Source organism: Clostridium sp. FS41 (assembly GCF_000954015.1).
Lineage (GTDB): Bacteria > Bacillota > Clostridia > Lachnospirales > Lachnospiraceae > Enterocloster > Enterocloster citroniae.
In genome coordinates, this window is the sequence record NZ_JYHN01000040.1 from 172,965 (window position 1) to 189,721 (window position 16,757).

Sequence of the window (16,757 nt, forward strand, 5' to 3'; positions counted from 1 at the left end):
CCCCTTCCAACATGTAGTATGTTTTATGTTAAGTAACGTAAAATGAGGGCTTAAGTGGGAAAAATGTGTTTGATTTTATAGGAAAATGTGGCTATAATGATAGTCAGCAAACGGTTTTTAAGAGATTTTTGTGAGAAATGGGCAGGGGTAATAAAAAGAGATGACATCTGAGATAAAGAGTTTTGTGAACTACCTTCGGGATGTGAGGAAAACTTCCAGGAATACAGAAATATCCTATCAGCGGGACCTGATGCAGCTGGCCGCGTACTTGGAGGATAAGGGGATAACAGAGGTTGCCAAGGTGACCAGGACCAGCCTGAATTCTTATATCCTTTTTTTGGAAAAAGAGGGCAAGGCCACCACGACCATATCAAGGGAACTGGCCTCTATCAAGGCTTTTTTCAGTTATCTGTTCAGGGAAGGTATGATCCGCCGGGACCCGGCAGAACTTTTAAAGGCTCCTAAGATTGAGAAAAAGACGCCGGTGATCCTGAGTGTCAACGAGGTCAATGCATTACTGGAACAGCCGGGGACCGCATCGGCCAAGGAGATACGTGATAAGGCCATGCTGGAGCTGTTGTACGCCACCGGGATCAGGGTATCTGAACTCATCGGACTGGGGCTTAAGGACCTGAACATGCAGGTGGGCTATATCACCTGCCGGGACGGGCAGAAGGAGCGCATGGTGCCCTTTGGAAAGAATGCCAAGCAGGCCATGGCAGTGTATCTGGAGCGGGGAAGGAAGGAACTTTTAAAGGGAAATGAATCCGAGTGGCTCTTTACCAACTGCAGCGGAAAGGCCATGAGCAGGCAGGGCTTTTGGAAGATCATCAAGTACTATGGGGAGAAGGCCGGAATAGAGGCAGACATCACCCCCCACACATTGCGCCATTCCTTTGCGGCCCATCTGATCCGCGGGGGAGCGGATATCCGCGCGGTACAGGCAATGCTGGGCCATTCTGATTCCACCACCACACAGATGTATGCGGCATATTCCGGCAGCACGATGGGGGAGACCTACAGGGCGGCGCTGAGGAGAAAATGATAGAAGGGTAATGATATAAGAAAAAGGGAACTCCTATGGGGTTCCCTTTTTTGCCTACGATCCGGCGATGTGATCCCATACATCTGCCGGGATTTCAGCACCAGACAATAGGAGTGTACCGGTCTGAGGATGGATGGAGGCTCAAAAGAGAGGGAAAGAATAGGATATGACAGCGTACCCTGGCAGAGTGGGAGTTCCGCCAGGGTATTTTACTGCGTTTTTACCACAGAAAAAAGATTAGGGGAACTGTTGGGAATAACAAAAAAATGAAACTTATTGCCCTTGCGGCAATAAGAAACTAAAAATCCCTCTGCCAGATCCGACATTATGCCATAAAATATGGATTAAATTTGTATACTTTATACTATTTACACAAAAAGTTCTGCTTGCTATAATAAAAACATCTCAATTATGTGGATGGGCGTATGACCTGATTTTAAAAAATAGGAAAATTCGCACATTACTTTTTACCACCAAGAGAAAAAGGAGGAAGAATAATCGATGAAAAAACGTATGGTATGTCTTACACTTGCACTCAGCATGATGATTGGAGGCCTCACCGCATGCGGCTCTGCTGATTCCGGCACAACAGGGGCTTCTGCCGCTCCTGCATCATCCACGGTTTCTGCAGCCAAGGAGGCTGATTCCCAGGACATTGCCTGGCCTGAGGGACCGGTCCAGATCATTGTGGGAGCCAATGCCGGAGGAGGCATTGACACGGCGGCCCGCCTGATCGGAAAGTATATGGAAAAGTATATGGGGCAGTCCTTTGTTGTGACAAACACAACAGGAGGTGCAGGGAGCATAGCGGCCAATGACGTAAAGAATGCAAAGGCGGACGGCTACACATTCCTGGTAGCCCACGAAGCCATCCTCACCAATAAGATCGCAGGAACAACGGACTTTGATTACGATGCTTTTGCGTGTGCGGGTATTCCCTTCCAGGTCTATACCACCTGTCTGCTGAGCAAAAAGTATGCCTCAGTCCCGGAACTGGTGGATGCTGCAAAGGCCAGCCCGGGCACCATCAAGTTCGGAACAGAGCTTGCCACCAATGACACTGCCATTATTGCCATGATGGAAGATAATTTCGGCGTTTCCTTCCAGCTGGTGGACGCGGGAGCGGTATCGGACCAGATCGCATCCATGATGGGGGACCACATTGATTTTATGAAAGCGCCCGTGGGGCTTGCAAAGGATTATGTGGCTTCCGGGGATTTCCACATTCTGGCCTTTTTTAACCAGGAACATAATCCCGATTATCCGGACGTGCCCACCATGAAGGAAGAAGGGGTGGATTTTGTGGTTGACAAGTTTTTCGGCTGTTTCTTTCCAAAGGATACGGATCCGGCCATTATTGAAAAGTTCTCCTCCGCACTGGAGCAGATCTGCCAGGATCCTGATTTCCAAAAGGAAGCCGCGGACGTGATGTATGGAGTGGATTATATTGCTCCTGCCGATATGCCTGCCTACTTTGAAAATTGTAAAACCCGCCTGGTGGAATATCAGGACCTTCTGGAGGAACACTACAGCAAATAACAGTATTGACATCGTATCACAGAAGACGGGGGGATCGCTTTTGAGCGCGCCTGGGCGTTTTGCGGTCCTTTGGAGTCTCACTGGGAGGGAAAAATGAAGAAATACAAAGATATTATCATGGGAGCCGTGCTGTTTGCGGTGGGGCTGATTTATTTTTTAATGTCGTTTTCCATCAAGCTTACCTATATTGACCAGATCGTGGGTTCACGGATGTTTCCTCAGATCTGCGGTGTCGTCCTCATGGGACTGTCAATGTCCCTGGCGGTATCAGCCGTGATGCATCTTCGGCAGCCGCGGCCGGAAACAGACAGTGTGGATGCGGAGGAAATGGCTGACCGGGTGATGGGGCGGGACCGCGAAAAGCATGTGCTTGCACCGGCTGTAAAAACGCTTCTGGTCCTGGTCAGCTTTGCCGTGTTCTGCTGGCTGCTGGATAAGATTGGTTTTGCATTTGCGGCCTTTCTTTATCTGTTCAGCCAGATGCTGCTGATCGCCGGACGAAAGCTGAAGGCAAAGGATATTGTATTTTATCTGGTCCTGTCCGCTGTGCTCTCAGCAGGGATTTACTATCTGTTTTACAAAGGATTTTCACTGATGCTGCCCAAGGCAAGCTGGTTCTGAGAGGGAGGAGATTATGGCAAATTATATCATAGGTTTTTCGCAGATTATGAATCCGCTGTGCCTGCTCCTTGGACTTTTGGGCACATTTCTGGGCATCTTTTTCGGAGCCAGCCCGGGTATGACATCCTCCATGGGAATTGCCCTGGCACTGCCCCTTACCTATAGCATGGGGATCGTCAATGGCATGTCCCTGCTTTTGGGGATTTACATAGGCAGCATTTCCGGGGGCCTGATCACGGCCATCCTCATTAATATACCTGGTACGCCGGCCTCTGTGGCCACCACCTTTGACGGTCATCCCATGGCACTTCGGGGAGAGGGAGGCCGGGCTATCCGCGTGGGCACCCTGTATTCGTTCCTTGGAGGCATGGTCAGCCTGGCGGCGCTGTTTTTGATCTCTCCCATACTGGCCAAGTGGGCGCTTAAATTCAGTTATGAGGAATATTTCTCCATTGCGGTTTTGTCCCTGCTTTTGATCTCCAGCCTTTCAGGCAAATCCATTGTAAAGGGATTGGTCAGCGCACTTATCGGAGTCATGTTCACCACCATAGGAATGGCTCCCGTGGACACGGTGCGGCGATACACCTTTGGGCTGACCAGCCTGGACGGCGGCCTGAAGCTGCTTCCCCTGATGATCGGCATCTATGCAGTGGCCGAAGTGCTGAAGGTGGCTGCAGCCTCCGACCAGGGAGACATGAAGCCCCTGAATTATAAGTCAAAGGGGCTGGGAGTCACATGGAAGGAGTTTAGGGAACAGTTTAAGAATTTTACCGTGTCCTCCCTGCTGGGAGTGGGGATCGGGATCCTTCCAGGTCTGGGGGCAGCCATTTCCAACCTGATCGCTTATTCCGTATCCAAGAAAATGTCCAAGCATCCGGAGCGCTATGGGACGGGCTGTATTGACGGTCTGATCGCATCGGAGACTGCCAACAACGCGGTGTCCGGAGGAGCGCTGATCCCCCTTCTGACCATGGGAATCCCCGGGGACGCAGGCACCACCATGCTGCTGGCCGCCTTTATGCTCAAGGGCATCACGCCGGGTCCGCTGCTTTTTGACACGTATTCCGATGTGATCTATGCAATGTTTGCGATCCTGATCGTGGCAAACATCATGATGCTCCTGATCCAGATCTACGGCCTGCCTGTATTCCTGAAACTGCTTTCCATTCCAAAGAACATATTGCTTCCAGTTGTGATGGTCCTGGCCAGCATTGGGGCATTTGCCATGAACAACCGCATCTTTGACGTATGGTCCATTCTGTTTTTTGCCATTGTGGGATATGGGCTGAGCTGGTTTGAGTTCCCTCCTGCACCCATTGTGCTGGGATTTGTACTGGGCCCCATTATTGAACTTAATTTCCGCAGGGGCATGATGTCCAGCTATGGAACATTTTTTAACTTTTTTACCCGTCCGATCTCCGGAACAGTACTTGTGCTCACTATTTTACTGCTCATTATTCAGATCGTGCGCACGATCCGCACCCGGCAGAAGACGAAAATAAATTCATGAATGGAGTAGTGGAACAATGACTGAAGCAACCAATCTTTTAATTTTATTCAGCGACCAGCACAGCAAACATATGCTGGGCTGCTATGGCAATCCGGCAGTCAAAACCCCCTGTCTGGATGCGCTGGCGGCCGATGGGGTCTGCTTTGACGCCGCGTATGCAAACTGTCCCGTATGCGTGCCCTCCCGGGCATCCATGGCCATTGGGGATTACGGGTCCCGCCACGGCTACTGGGACAATGCCTATGCTTATGACGGAAAGGTCAAAAGCTGGGGCAGCCGTCTGACAGAACAGGGATTTTCAGTGACCACCATTGGAAAGCTGCATTTTAAGGGGGACATGCCGGAGACCGGTTTCCCGGACCAGCGCATTCCTCTTCATATTAAGGACGGGATTGGGGATGTGTACGGGGAAATCCGTGACAGACAGATCACCAGGCCCCAGTTTTGCAAAGCCCTGGAGGAGGCCAGGGCCGGGGAATCTGATTACACCAGGTATGACAGGGAGGTGGCCAGGCGGGCGGCTGAATTTTTAAGAACAGAGGGCAGTGTCTCCAAAAGCCCCTTTGCGCTGATGGCCGGTTTTGTGGCTCCCCATTTTCCGCTGGTCGTGCCGCAGGAATATGTGGATCTTTACCCTGACCCCGAGGCCCTTCCGCTTCCCGTGCAGTTTAACCGGGAAGAATGGCCCCATCATCCGGTGGTGGATGATTACCGCCGTTACTGCTGCCAGGAGGATCTTCCTGATTCCGTGAAACGCAATGCCATCCGCATCTATTATGGGCTTTGTTCGTTCCTGGATGCCCAGGTGGGCGTGGTCCTTAAGGCGCTGAAGGAGACGGGGCTGGATAAAAACACCCGCGTCCTGTACTGCACGGACCATGGCGATACCATGGGGGAGCATGGGCTGTTCTTTAAGTCCACCATGTACGAGGGAAGCGTTTCCATTCCCATGATCTTTAGCGGGCCCGGCATCCGGAAAGGGAAGCGGAACGCCACAGGGGTATCCCTGGTGGATATTTACCCCACTGCCATTGAGTGTCTGGGAGGTGTGATGTGTGAGGAGGACAGGAGACTGCCCGGCCGTTCCCTTCTTGCGTTTGCAGGGGGAAAGGAGGAGCCGGAGCGGGCGGTGTATTCCGAATATCTGGGCTTTGGCATCTATACCGGGGAGTTTATGCTGCGCAGGGGACCCTTTAAATATATCCACTATGTGGGGGAACGACCCCAGCTCTTTGACCTGAAGGAGGACCCGGAGGAATGCAGGGATCTGGCCGGGGACCCGGAGTATTGTGAAGTGATAAGAAGAATGGAGAAGGAACTTCGCACCCTGGTGGACCCTGAAAAGGCGGAAGAGGATGCACGGATTGCCCAGAGGGCGCTGTTAGACCGGTTTGGCGGTCAGGAAGCATTTCTGAAAACATTCCATCCATCCCTGTTTTCACCGATTCCTGATCTGGAGAAGAAGTGAATCGTCCTCTTTTCCTCCCTATCCATCCGTTGACAAAATCCTTTGAAGTCCGATATAATGATGACAATGATCAAGTTGGGTTGCAGAAAAAGAAAGTTAACGAAATGGGGGAATATGTTATGCAGTGGGATTCATTACAGCTCTCAGAGGGGGCATTGGATGCTTTTTCTTATGTACTGCGCAACAATCCTGCCACCAAGGCGGATATCTGCCGCTGTATGGGCAAGGGAATCTCCACCGTTAACCGCTATATGACTGAGCTGTGTGAAAAGGGGCTGGTCCTGGAAAGCGGTGTGGCGGATTCTTCCGGAGGGAGAAAACCCGTCCTTTATTCCATCAACAGCCAAAGCTATCTGATCTGTTGTGTCAATATATCCACCATCTACTGTGAGGTCGCAGTGGTGGACATGGCGCTCCATGTGCTGAAGATCGACAGCATTTCCATAGGAGCCAAGGATACGCCGGATGAAATAATCGCCCGCATTGGACAGGTCTACCGGAATCAGCTTGCTTTTCTGGGGGCGGATGAGAACCGCTTCCTGGGGATGGGGGTCAGCGTGTTCGGCGCCATCAAGAATGAGCAGGGTGTGCTCTATAAGCCCATTATACAGTACATGAATGAGCAGTGGGACGGCTACCCGATCCTGCAGCGGTTGCAGGAGGAGATCCCCCTGACACTGTATGCGGAAAAAGGGATCAACGCAGCCGCCATGCTGGAATATAATCACGGAAAGGCGCGGGACAGCAGCAACATCATCTATGTGCTGTGTGCCATGAATATCCGGTCCGCTGTGATACAGAATGGACATATTACAGGGAACTCCCCGTTTTTCGAGGATGCCTTTGGCCATATGGTCATCAACTACGATGGCCCCCTATGCCAGTGCGGACAATACGGGTGCCTTAACTGCTATGCGGCCATACCCGCTGTCCTGGAAGGGTTTTCCAAAGAGGTAAAACGGGGCCACAGCACCATGATTGGGGGGGATGTGGACCATGTAACAATCCAGCAGGTGTGCGCTGCTGCCCGTGTCAATGACATTCCCGCAGTGAATGCCATTACGGATAAGGCGCATATGCTGGGGATCGCCCTGGCCAATTACATCAATATCATCTGCCCGGACAAGGTCATCCTGGCAGGGCTTATGGTCAAGGAGTCGGAACTGTATTATGATACGGCGGTCAAAACAGCCCGGGCACGCCTTGGCTTTACCGGCAATCAGGATGTGACCTTCCAGCGCCTGGGGAGCTTTTCCAACTCCCTTACCGTGGGAGCCGGAGCCATGCTTCTGGAAAAGCTGATACATGGAAGGCCTCCTGTGCAGCATTCCTAAACCGCACAGGTACGGTAAGGTGCGTTTGTTCCCCTCAAGGCCTTTTGGAGAACGGAACTTATGCTTCCCGCTTATGGCTTATGTAGTCCAGTATCTGGCGGGCATATGAGTCCGCTGTATCTGAGTCGGAGAGCAGGTCCGGGGAATATGCCACATAGTCAAGGGGCGCTTTGTAATCCTCCTTCAGGCAGGGGGACCACAGCGGGCCGAACTGGGGCAGGAACAGGCCGCACTTCTTTGAATAACAGGTGCGGGCAGTGGCCTTTTTCCTGGCATCCTTATCCACGTATTCGCCCACGCTTTTGTGGACCGCCGTGTCCTCAAAGGGCAGGTAGTAGTAATCCCTGTAATTGGGATAAAAGTACTTCAGTTCACCCTGATACAGGGCAATATTGCATGTCAGCACGTCCCGGTGGAGCTCCAGGCTCACCGGGGCGGTGTCGTATTCCAGGGGAACCGGGATGGAATAGGGACTTTTCCAGGTCAGGTTCAGAAAGGGACCGGTAATGCCGTCCGCGCAGTAGAGCTGCTGTGAGTCCAGGGCAAAGGGCGCTTCCATCATATCCGCATAATTGAGGATGGGAAGGATGGAGGGCATTCCCTTTAAGTCATCCTCATTGTGCAGGATCAGGAGGTCATACAGAAAGGATTCGTGGGTGACCAGGTAATCCCTGTACACCTCAATGAGCTGTCCGCCGGAGTATTTGTCCTCCCGGGACACGCCTAAGAACTGCTCGATGGATTTCTGCTTCATATTCTCAAGGCCCAAAAGCTTGCGGTAGGGCTTTATTTTTTTGTAAATATCCACGCTGGCAATATTGTCAAAATTGTAATCCAGGCCCAGCCGTCTGCAGCATTTCAGCAGGTATGGGATATCAAACCCGTCTCCGTTAAAATGCACCAGCACCTTAAACCGTTCCATGAATGTGAAAAATGTGGTTAGCAGCTGGGCTTCCGATTCCCTGGTGTCCGCAAACCACTGGACCAGCTTCCAGCCAAAGCCGTCATGGTAGGTACAGCCGATCAGGTAGAGCTGTGAGGTGTCCCCGGAAAATCCAGTGGTCTCAATGTCAAAAAACAGCAGGTCCCGGAGGGCGCCGATCCGCTCCAGGGGATATGTATCAGGCAGGTCAACGGGATGCTTGATGGTTATCATGGGTATCACTCCTTTGTGATCTGTGGTTTGTCAGTTTTCCTTGTATACTGAAGGTAGTTTAACCCATAATCCCTTCTGATGCAAGTGGCCGAAACAGAATATTTGTTCGACCCGCTTGCATTGGGATAAGGGGTATGTTATGATGAATGGCAGGAAATGAAACAGAGAAAGAATGGGAACAAGATATGATTTCATACGTAAAAGGGCCTCTTATGGGCATTGAAGAGGATGTGATCGTGGTGGAGGCCGGCAGCCTGGGACTGGCTGTCCATGTGCCTGTTTCCCTGCTTCCGGAACTGCCGGGGCTGGGGCAGGAAGTGACGGTTTATACATATTTTCAGGTGAGGGAGGACGCCATGACGTTGTATGGTTTTCTCCATCCCCAGGACAGGGACATGTTCCGGCAGCTGCTGGGGGTAAACGGGATCGGGCCAAAGGGCGCCCTGGGCATCTTATCCGTGCTCAGGCCGGATGACCTGAGGCTTGCCATTGTGAGCGAGGATGTGAAAGCCCTGGCAAAGGCTCCGGGGATCGGGACCAAGACAGCCCAGAGGATGATCTTGGATCTGAAGGACAAGATATCCATGGAGGATGTGCTGGGGTCCATGGCTTCAGGGACGGATCTGGGGACAGGTTCCGGTGCGGCCGCCATGGCCGGGCTGGCGGAAGCGGCTAAGGAGGCGGTCCAGGCTTTGGTGGCCCTGGGGTATACCAACTCAGAGGCGTCAAGGGCTGTGAAACAGGTGGAGATCGTGGATGGGATGACATCCGAGGATGTGTTAAAGGCATCCTTAAAGCATCTGTCTTTCCTGTAAGCAAATCTGCAGTAGGCAAGGGAAAACAAAGGTCCCCCTGGCCGCTGAGGGCAAGGGCGGATGATAATGATTGGTTGAGGTGTGTATGGAACGCAGAATTATAACAACGGAAGTGACGGCGGAGGAAGAACGCATGGAGGTTACCCTGCGCCCCCAGTGTCTTAAGGATTATGTGGGGCAGGAAAAGCTTAAGTCCACCCTGAATGTATATATAGAGGCGGCCAGGAACCGGAATGAGGCCCTGGACCATGTGCTGTTTTACGGCCCTCCTGGGCTGGGCAAGACCACCCTTGCGGGGATCATTGCCAATGAGATGGGAAGCAATATGAAGGTGACCAGCGGGCCGGCCATTGAGAAGCCGGGTGAGATGGCCGCCATCCTCAACAATCTCCAGGAGGGGGATGTGCTGTTTGTGGATGAGATCCACCGCCTCAACCGGCAGGTGGAGGAAGTGCTGTACCCGGCCATGGAGGATTTTGCCATTGACATTATGCTGGGAAAGGACTCCACTGCCAGGTCCATACGTTTGGACCTGCCTCATTTTACACTGGTGGGGGCCACCACCAGGGCCGGCCTTCTTACAGCGCCGCTGCGGGACCGGTTTGGTGTAGTGCAGAGGCTGGAGTTTTATTCTCCCGGGGAGCTGACCACCATCATCCTTCACTCAGCCCGTGTGCTGGGGGTGGAGATCGAGGAGTCGGGGGCCCTGGAGTTAGCCAGACGGTCACGGGGTACCCCCAGGCTGGCCAACCGTCTTTTAAAGCGGGTCAGGGATTTTGCACAGGTCAAATATGACGGTGTGATCACAAAGGAAGTAACTGATTTTGCGCTGGATATCATGGATGTGGACAAGCTGGGGCTGGATCAGAATGACAGGAATATCCTGCTGATGATCATTGAAAAATTTTCCGGCGGTCCGGTGGGATTGGATACCCTGGCAGCCGCCCTGGGAGAGGATTCCGGCACACTGGAGGAAGTGTACGAACCGTACCTGCTCATGAACGGCCTGATCAACAGGACTCCAAGAGGCCGCATGGCAACGGAATCGGCCTATCACCATCTGGGACTTAAAATGTAGAAAAACGCTGTATACACGGTCTTGAGGCTTTGGATATGATATGGTATAATGTCGTCAGACATGATACGGCACCGGATCGGTGTCACGAAAAACAGGAGAGCAGAATGGATTCTAAGAATTATACACAGGTTTTAATAGATGGAAAGATATATACATTGGGCGGGATCGAGGAGGAGGCATACCTTCAGAAGGCTGCCAGCTATGTAAATGACAAGAACGCCCAGATGCGCAGACTGCCCGGTTTTACAAAGCAGAACGCGGATTATCAGATGGTCATGACGGAACTGAACATTGCCGATGACTATTTCAAAGCCATGGAATGGGGCGAGGGCATGGAACGCCAGAAGAATGACATGGAGAAAGAAACATACAGCTTAAAGCATGAGCTGGTAAGCACCCAGATGAAGCTGGAGGCAGTGTTAAAGGATCTGGAGGAACGGCAGAAGGAGCTGGACCGCTTTACCAGGACCATAGCCCAGATGGAAGGGGAATTAAAGGAAGTCAGGGAGGAGTACGAAGCCCTTAAGAGCAGCATGGAGGAAGGGGAACTCTCTCAGGTAAAAATGGTATCAGATGTTAAGACTGTCTCTGAGGCAGAACTGGTGGAGACGGTGGAAGCAGTGACCCAGGCAGCAAAGACTGCGGATGCAGGGGGGACAGAGATGCCGGACCCGGCGCAGGAAGACAGGATCCCGGCGCAGGAAAACAGGATCCAGGCGCAGGAAGACAGGATGCGGGAGCAGGAAGCACAGGGACAGGCTGCCCGGGAACAGGACACGACAGACAAAAGGGAAAGCAGTTCAGGCAGCAGACCGGAGCAGACCGGAGCAGCTGAAGCTGCAGCTACATTACAGACCGCGCAGACCGCAGGCATTTCCGATGAGGAGCTTGCAAAAAGGGCCTTGCAGGCAGCTAAGAAGGCCAATTCACACAGGGGCGGGCGCAGATAAGGCAGCACGGGCTTTTGCCCGGACGCTGTGACAGATACAGGGGGATGTCTCATGGGGATACGTGAGGCATTTTTTCTTTCAGGAAAGGTTGTAGGAATATGGAAAAAAGACAGGTGGAAATACTGGCGCCGGCCGGTTCATGGGAGAGCATGAAGGCGGCTGTGGCGGCTGGCGCAGATGCGGTTTATATGGGAGGCAGCCGGTTCGGGGCCAGGGCCTATGCGGATAATCCGGATGAAAAGGGGCTTGTGGAGGCCATTGATCATGTGCATCTGCACGGACGCAGGCTGTATATGACGGTCAATACCCTGTTTAAGGAATCGGAGCTAAAAGAGCTGGCGGCATACATGAAGCCCTACTATGATCAGGGACTGGACGGAGTGATCGTGCAGGACCTGGGAGCGTTACAGGTCATGAAGGAGAATTTCCCCGGCCTGGAGCTGCATGCCAGCACTCAGATGACCATCACCAGCGTGTATGGAGCCAGAATGCTAAGAGACCTTGGCTGCAACCGGGTGGTGACTTCCAGGGAAATGTCCCTGGATGAGATACGCCGCGTCCATGAGCAGGTGGATGTGGAGATTGAAAGTTTTGTCCATGGCGCCCTGTGTTACTGCTATTCAGGCCAATGCCTGATGAGCAGCCTTATCGGAGGAAGAAGCGGGAACAGGGGAAGGTGCGCCCAGCCCTGCCGTCTTCCCTACCGGGTGTATGAGGGCGGGGAGGGTAAATCTGCCGCCCTGAACCGGGAGAATGAAAAGCATGTCCTGAGCCTGAAAGACCTCTGTACCCTGGACATACTGCCGGATATCATTGATTCCGGCGTGTATTCCCTGAAGATAGAGGGCAGGATGAAAAGCCCCAGATACACGGCCGGGGTGGTGAGTGTTTACCGCAGGTACGTGGACCTCTACCTGGAACAGGGAAGAAGGGGGTACCGAGTAGAGGAGGCGGACCGGAAGATGCTTCTGGACCTGTTCGACCGCGGAGGGTTTACCTCAGGGTATTATGAAGCCCACAATGGACGGGATATGGTGGCACTTAAGGAAAAGCCGGAATTCAGGGAGGGGAACCAGAAGCTTTTTGATTATCTGGACCGCACCTATGTGACCGCACAGCAAAAGGAGCCTGTCAGCGGCCATGTGATTCTAGAGACAGGAAAGCCGTCTGTCATGACCCTAAGCTGTGGCGGTGTTAAGGCGGCTGTCAGCGGGCAGGCGCCCGAGGCGGCACAGAAGCAGCCCATGACAGAGGAAAAAGTATTAAAACAGCTGAACAAAACAGGCAACACGCCATTTGTCTTTGAACGTCTGAGCGCAGAGCTGAAGGGAGATCTGTTCCTGCCTGTGCAGGCCCTGAACGAACTGCGAAGATCCGGCTTGGAATCCCTGCAGTCCGCCATACTGAAGGAGTATAGACGCGGGCCGGGGATGTCTAAAGAGGGAGTGCTGTCTGAAAACAAAGACAGGACTGATCTGTCAGAGAAGCCGGCAGCCCAACCCTGGATCCTTGCCGTTTCCCTGGAGGAGCCCTGCCAGCTGGAACCCGCACTGAGGCAGCAGGAGGTTTCCGATGTGTATGTGGATGCGGATGGGTTCGGTCCGGACACGTGGAAGGGTACGGCGGACCGGTGTCATAAGAGGGGGAAATCCTGTTATCTCACCCTGCCCCATATTTTCAGGAGCCATGCCCTTGTGTTTTTTAAAGACCATATGACGGAACTTAAACATGCAGGCTTTGACGGAGTGGTGGTCCGCGCCCTGGAAGAGATCCGGTGGCTGGAGGACCAGCAGATCGCCCTGCCGTTTATAACGGACGCGTCTGTTTACGCCTGGAACAGCAGGACCATTGGCGAACTGGCTTCAAGGGAACCCCGGGCAGTGACCATGCCGTGGGAGCTTAACAGCCGGGAACTGGAGCCTGTGCTTGCGGCCTGCAGCCGTGCCGGGGTGCCGGGAGAACTGGTGGTATACGGATATGCGCCCATGATGGTGTCGGCCCAATGCATAACCAGGACCGTTAAGTCATGTACCCATAAACGCGGCCTGTTAAGGATGAAGGACCGGACCGGGGCAGTATTAATGGTGAAAAATCACTGCCATTTCTGTTACAATACCATCTACAATCCGTCCCCCCTGTCTTTGCTGGGAAATGAAGGCCTGATCCGGCGCATGGGTACAGCTCGTGTCCGTCTTCAGTTTACAGTGGAGGACGGGCAGCAGACAGGTAAGGTACTGGAAGCGTTTTCCAAGGCCTTTATGGGCGGGGAAACGGCTGAACCTCCCTTTAAGGATTTTACCAGGGGACATTTTAAGCGCGGAGTGGAGTGACGTTTATGACCAATCTGATCGTTGAGGTTTCAAAATATCTGATGATACTGCTGATGGCGGTTTACACCTATGCCAACTTCCGCTTTTTTTCCTTTCAGGATATGGAAAAGAAGCGGAGGGTGTGCGGCGGACAGAACCGGGCCATGTTTTCCATCCATTTTCTGGCGTACCTGGTCATGTACTTAAAGACCGGGAATGAAAGCGTTAAGATGATGCTCATTGCATTTTACGTGGCCCAGGTGGTGTTCTTTCTGTGCTATATCTATATGTACCGTTTCCTGTACCGGAATGTCTCCCGTCTGCTGGTGAACAATACGTGCATGCTGCTTTGCGTGGGTTTTATCATGCTCACCAGGCTGTCCTTGGACAAGGGGCTGGATAAGGCGGTGCGCCAGTTTGTGATCGTGGTCATATCAGCGGCTTTGTCCTGGCTGGTCCCCTATGTGATGGAGCGGGTGTGGCAGCTGTATAAGCTTCAGTGGGTGTACGCGGGAGCCGGGATCCTGGTGCTTCTTATTGTATACCTCACTGGAAATGAAAGCTTTGGCGCCCAGCTGTCCCTGACGTTTGGAGGATTTTCCGTACAGCCCTCCGAGTTTGTGAAACTCACCTTTGTGCTCTTTACAGCCTCCATGTTTTACCAGTCCACGGACTTTAAGACAGTTGTGACAGCAACCGCTGTGGCGGCTGCCCATGTGCTTATTATGGTGTTGTCCAAGGACCTTGGGGGCGCTCTGATCTTTTTTATCACCTACCTGCTCATGTTGTTTGTGGCCACCAATAACTGGTTTTATCTGGGGGCGGGAACCATTCTGGGAGCGGGTGCGTCCGTGGGGGCCTACCAGCTGTTTGACCATGTTAAGCGCAGGGTCCTGGCCTGGAGCAATCCCTGGGCGGATATTGACAACAAGGGGTATCAGATCACCCAGTCCCTGTTTGCCATTGGCACGGGCGGCTGGTTCGGCATGGGACTCTGCCAGGGGATGCCGGGAAAGATCCCTGTGGTGGAAAAGGATTTTATCTTTTCCGCTGTGTCCGAGGAGATGGGAGGCATCTTTGCCATCTGTGTGCTCCTCATCTGCCTGGGATGTTTTATCCAGTTCATGATGATCGCCACCAGCATGCAGGCTGTATTTTATAAACTGATCGCCTTTGGCCTGGGGATGGAATATATAATCCAGGTATTCCTGACCGTGGGCGGCGTGACAAAGTTCATTCCCTCCACCGGGGTGACCCTGCCCTTTGTAAGTTATGGGGGAAGCTCCATACTCAGCACATTTATCCTGTTTGGCATGATCCAGGGATTGTATATATTGAAGCGCAATGACCAGGAGGAGCTGGAGGAAGGCTAGAACCTGGTCCGCGGCGGCAGGCCGGTATTCGGATATGCTCAAAGGAAGGAGATGGAACCATGGCAAAAAAAGCAAATCCCAATCCAAGGGCTAATAAAAACATTCTGGGGGTCACTTATCTCATGGTGGCCGTGTTCCTGGGACTGGCCGTGTATCTGGGGTATTTTCTCCAGGTCAGGAGCGAGGATGTGATCAATAACTCGTACAATGCCCGCCTGGACAGTTTTTCGGACCGGATCGTCAGGGGGAAGATCCTGGCAGCGGACGGCACTGTTCTGGCTCAGACCCAGGTGGATGGGGAGGGGAATGAGACACGGGTCTACGATTTCGGCAGTGTCTTTGACCATGTGGTGGGCTATTCCACCAAGGGAAAAACCGGCATTGAGGCCATGGCTAACTTTTACCTGCTCACATCCCATGTGAACCTGGTGGAACAGGTGGCCAATGAACTGGCAGGCCACAAGAACCTGGGAGATAATGTTTATACCACTCTGGATGCCCAGCTACAGCAGGCAGCTTACGCTGCCCTGGGGGACCGGAAAGGCGTTGTGATCGCCATGGAGCCGGATACGGGCAAGGTCCTGGCCATGGTTTCAAAACCGGGCTATGACCCCAATACGCTGCTTCAGGACTGGGATGTTCTGACATCAGGGGAGAATGGGGAGGGCCAGCTGTTAAACCGCGCGGCCCAGGGGCTGTACCCGCCCGGCTCCACCTTTAAGATCGTGACCGCCCTGGAATATATGAGGGAGCATCCGGACAATTACAGGGACTATCAGTTTGACTGCAGGGGCGTGTACGAGAATGGGGATTACAGGATTAAATGCTACCACAGCACGGCCCACGGCCATCAGGATTTCACCCTGGCATTTGCAAATTCCTGCAACGGTGCATTTTCCAGCCTGGGGCTGGACCTGAACCTGGGAAAATTCAGGGAAACAGCAAAAAGCCTGCTGTTTGATTCGCCCCTTCCTGTGGCAGGGATGCCCTATAAACAGAGCTCCTTCCAAATGGGGCCGGGGGCCGATACATGGGAAATACTCCAGACATCCATCGGGCAGGGAACCACCCAGATCACGCCTCTTCACAACGCCATGATAACAGCAGCCATTGCCAATGGCGGGACCCTGATGAAGCCCTATTTCCTGAGTTCGGTTGAGTCGGCCGGGGGCGAGGAGATAAAGAGGTTTATGCCCTCCGCCTATGGAAGCCTGATGACAGCCGGGGAGGCGGCCGGACTTACGGAGCTGATGCGGGCGGTTGTGACAGAGGGGACAGGTTCCGGTGTGCGCACGGACGCCTATACGGTGGCGGCCAAGACCGGTTCGGCGGAGTTTGAGACCGGGAAGGAGACACATGCCTGGTTTACGGGATTTGCCCCGGCCGAGTCACCCAGGCTGGTGGTTACCGTGCTGGTGGAGGAAGGCGGCAGCGGAGGAAGGGCGGCGGCGCCCATTGCGCGGCAATTGTTTGATATTTATATGAGCCGGTGAAACCGGTCTTATCTTGTAAAAGAATAACGATATTTGTAGAAAACAGGGAGATTTCATGTTATAATC

At 53.1% G+C, this 16,757-nt stretch carries 13 protein-coding genes; 12 read left to right on the forward strand and 1 reads right to left on the reverse strand.

The genetic code is table 11. From position 1 onward, the window contains the following. Window positions 1-160 precede the first annotated feature (160 nt). The 6 genes from xerD (at window position 161) to CLFS41_RS06420 (ending at window position 7,517) form a co-directional block, all read left to right on the forward strand. Window positions 161-1,045, forward strand: coding sequence for a site-specific tyrosine recombinase XerD (xerD, locus tag CLFS41_RS06395; RefSeq protein ID WP_045091790.1), 885 nt, complete (start codon window positions 161-163; stop codon window positions 1,043-1,045). A 501-nt stretch (window positions 1,046-1,546) separates the two neighbouring features. Continuing rightward, window positions 1,547-2,584 (forward strand): tripartite tricarboxylate transporter substrate binding protein, encoded by a 1,038-nt coding sequence (locus CLFS41_RS06400; protein ID WP_052665636.1) that lies wholly within the window; start codon window positions 1,547-1,549, stop codon window positions 2,582-2,584. Window positions 2,585-2,677: 93 nt separating this feature from the next. Further along, a complete protein-coding gene (locus CLFS41_RS28925; RefSeq protein ID WP_007863267.1) occupies window positions 2,678-3,205 on the forward strand; it encodes a tripartite tricarboxylate transporter TctB family protein in 528 nt (175 codons plus the stop codon). 13 nt (window positions 3,206-3,218) lie between these two features. After that, window positions 3,219-4,715 (forward strand): tripartite tricarboxylate transporter permease, encoded by a 1,497-nt coding sequence (locus CLFS41_RS06410; protein WP_007863265.1) that lies wholly within the window; start codon window positions 3,219-3,221, stop codon window positions 4,713-4,715. 16 nt (window positions 4,716-4,731) lie between these two features. Beyond that, window positions 4,732-6,183 (forward strand): sulfatase-like hydrolase/transferase, encoded by a 1,452-nt coding sequence (locus CLFS41_RS06415; protein WP_045091791.1) that lies wholly within the window; start codon window positions 4,732-4,734, stop codon window positions 6,181-6,183. Between the two features lie 119 nt (window positions 6,184-6,302). After that, a complete protein-coding gene (locus CLFS41_RS06420) occupies window positions 6,303-7,517 on the forward strand; it encodes an ROK family transcriptional regulator (protein WP_161797483.1) in 1,215 nt (404 codons plus the stop codon). Window positions 7,518-7,575: 58 nt separating this feature from the next. Here the strand turns inward: CLFS41_RS06420 and CLFS41_RS06425 are convergent, their stop codons facing one another. After that, complete coding sequence (locus tag CLFS41_RS06425; protein WP_045091793.1) at window positions 7,576-8,673, reverse strand: ribonuclease H-like domain-containing protein; 1,098 nt, start codon at window positions 8,671-8,673, stop codon at window positions 7,576-7,578. A 185-nt stretch (window positions 8,674-8,858) separates the two neighbouring features. Here CLFS41_RS06425 and ruvA point away from each other — a divergent pair, with 185 nt between their 5' ends. The 6 genes from ruvA (at window position 8,859) to CLFS41_RS06455 (ending at window position 16,691) form a co-directional block, all read left to right on the forward strand. Further along, window positions 8,859-9,488 (forward strand): Holliday junction branch migration protein RuvA, encoded by a 630-nt coding sequence (gene ruvA / locus CLFS41_RS06430; RefSeq protein ID WP_045091822.1) that lies wholly within the window; start codon window positions 8,859-8,861, stop codon window positions 9,486-9,488. An 85-nt stretch (window positions 9,489-9,573) separates the two neighbouring features. Next, the gene (ruvB, locus tag CLFS41_RS06435) at window positions 9,574-10,566 is read left to right on the forward strand and encodes a Holliday junction branch migration DNA helicase RuvB (protein ID WP_007863258.1); all 993 of its coding nucleotides are present in this window, start codon (window positions 9,574-9,576) and stop codon (window positions 10,564-10,566) included. A gap of 104 nt (window positions 10,567-10,670) precedes the next feature. Continuing rightward, the gene (gene zapA, locus CLFS41_RS06440; protein ID WP_045091794.1) at window positions 10,671-11,516 is read left to right on the forward strand and encodes a cell division protein ZapA; all 846 of its coding nucleotides are present in this window, start codon (window positions 10,671-10,673) and stop codon (window positions 11,514-11,516) included. 98 nt (window positions 11,517-11,614) lie between these two features. Next, a complete protein-coding gene (locus CLFS41_RS06445) occupies window positions 11,615-13,846 on the forward strand; it encodes a DUF3656 domain-containing protein (protein WP_045091795.1) in 2,232 nt (743 codons plus the stop codon). Window positions 13,847-13,851: 5 nt separating this feature from the next. Beyond that, window positions 13,852-15,198: an FtsW/RodA/SpoVE family cell cycle protein gene (locus tag CLFS41_RS06450; RefSeq protein ID WP_045091796.1), complete on the forward strand. Its 1,347-nt coding sequence runs from the start codon at window positions 13,852-13,854 to the stop codon at window positions 15,196-15,198. 59 nt (window positions 15,199-15,257) lie between these two features. Then, window positions 15,258-16,691 (forward strand): penicillin-binding transpeptidase domain-containing protein, encoded by a 1,434-nt coding sequence (locus CLFS41_RS06455; protein ID WP_045091797.1) that lies wholly within the window; start codon window positions 15,258-15,260, stop codon window positions 16,689-16,691. Window positions 16,692-16,757 lie beyond the last annotated feature (66 nt).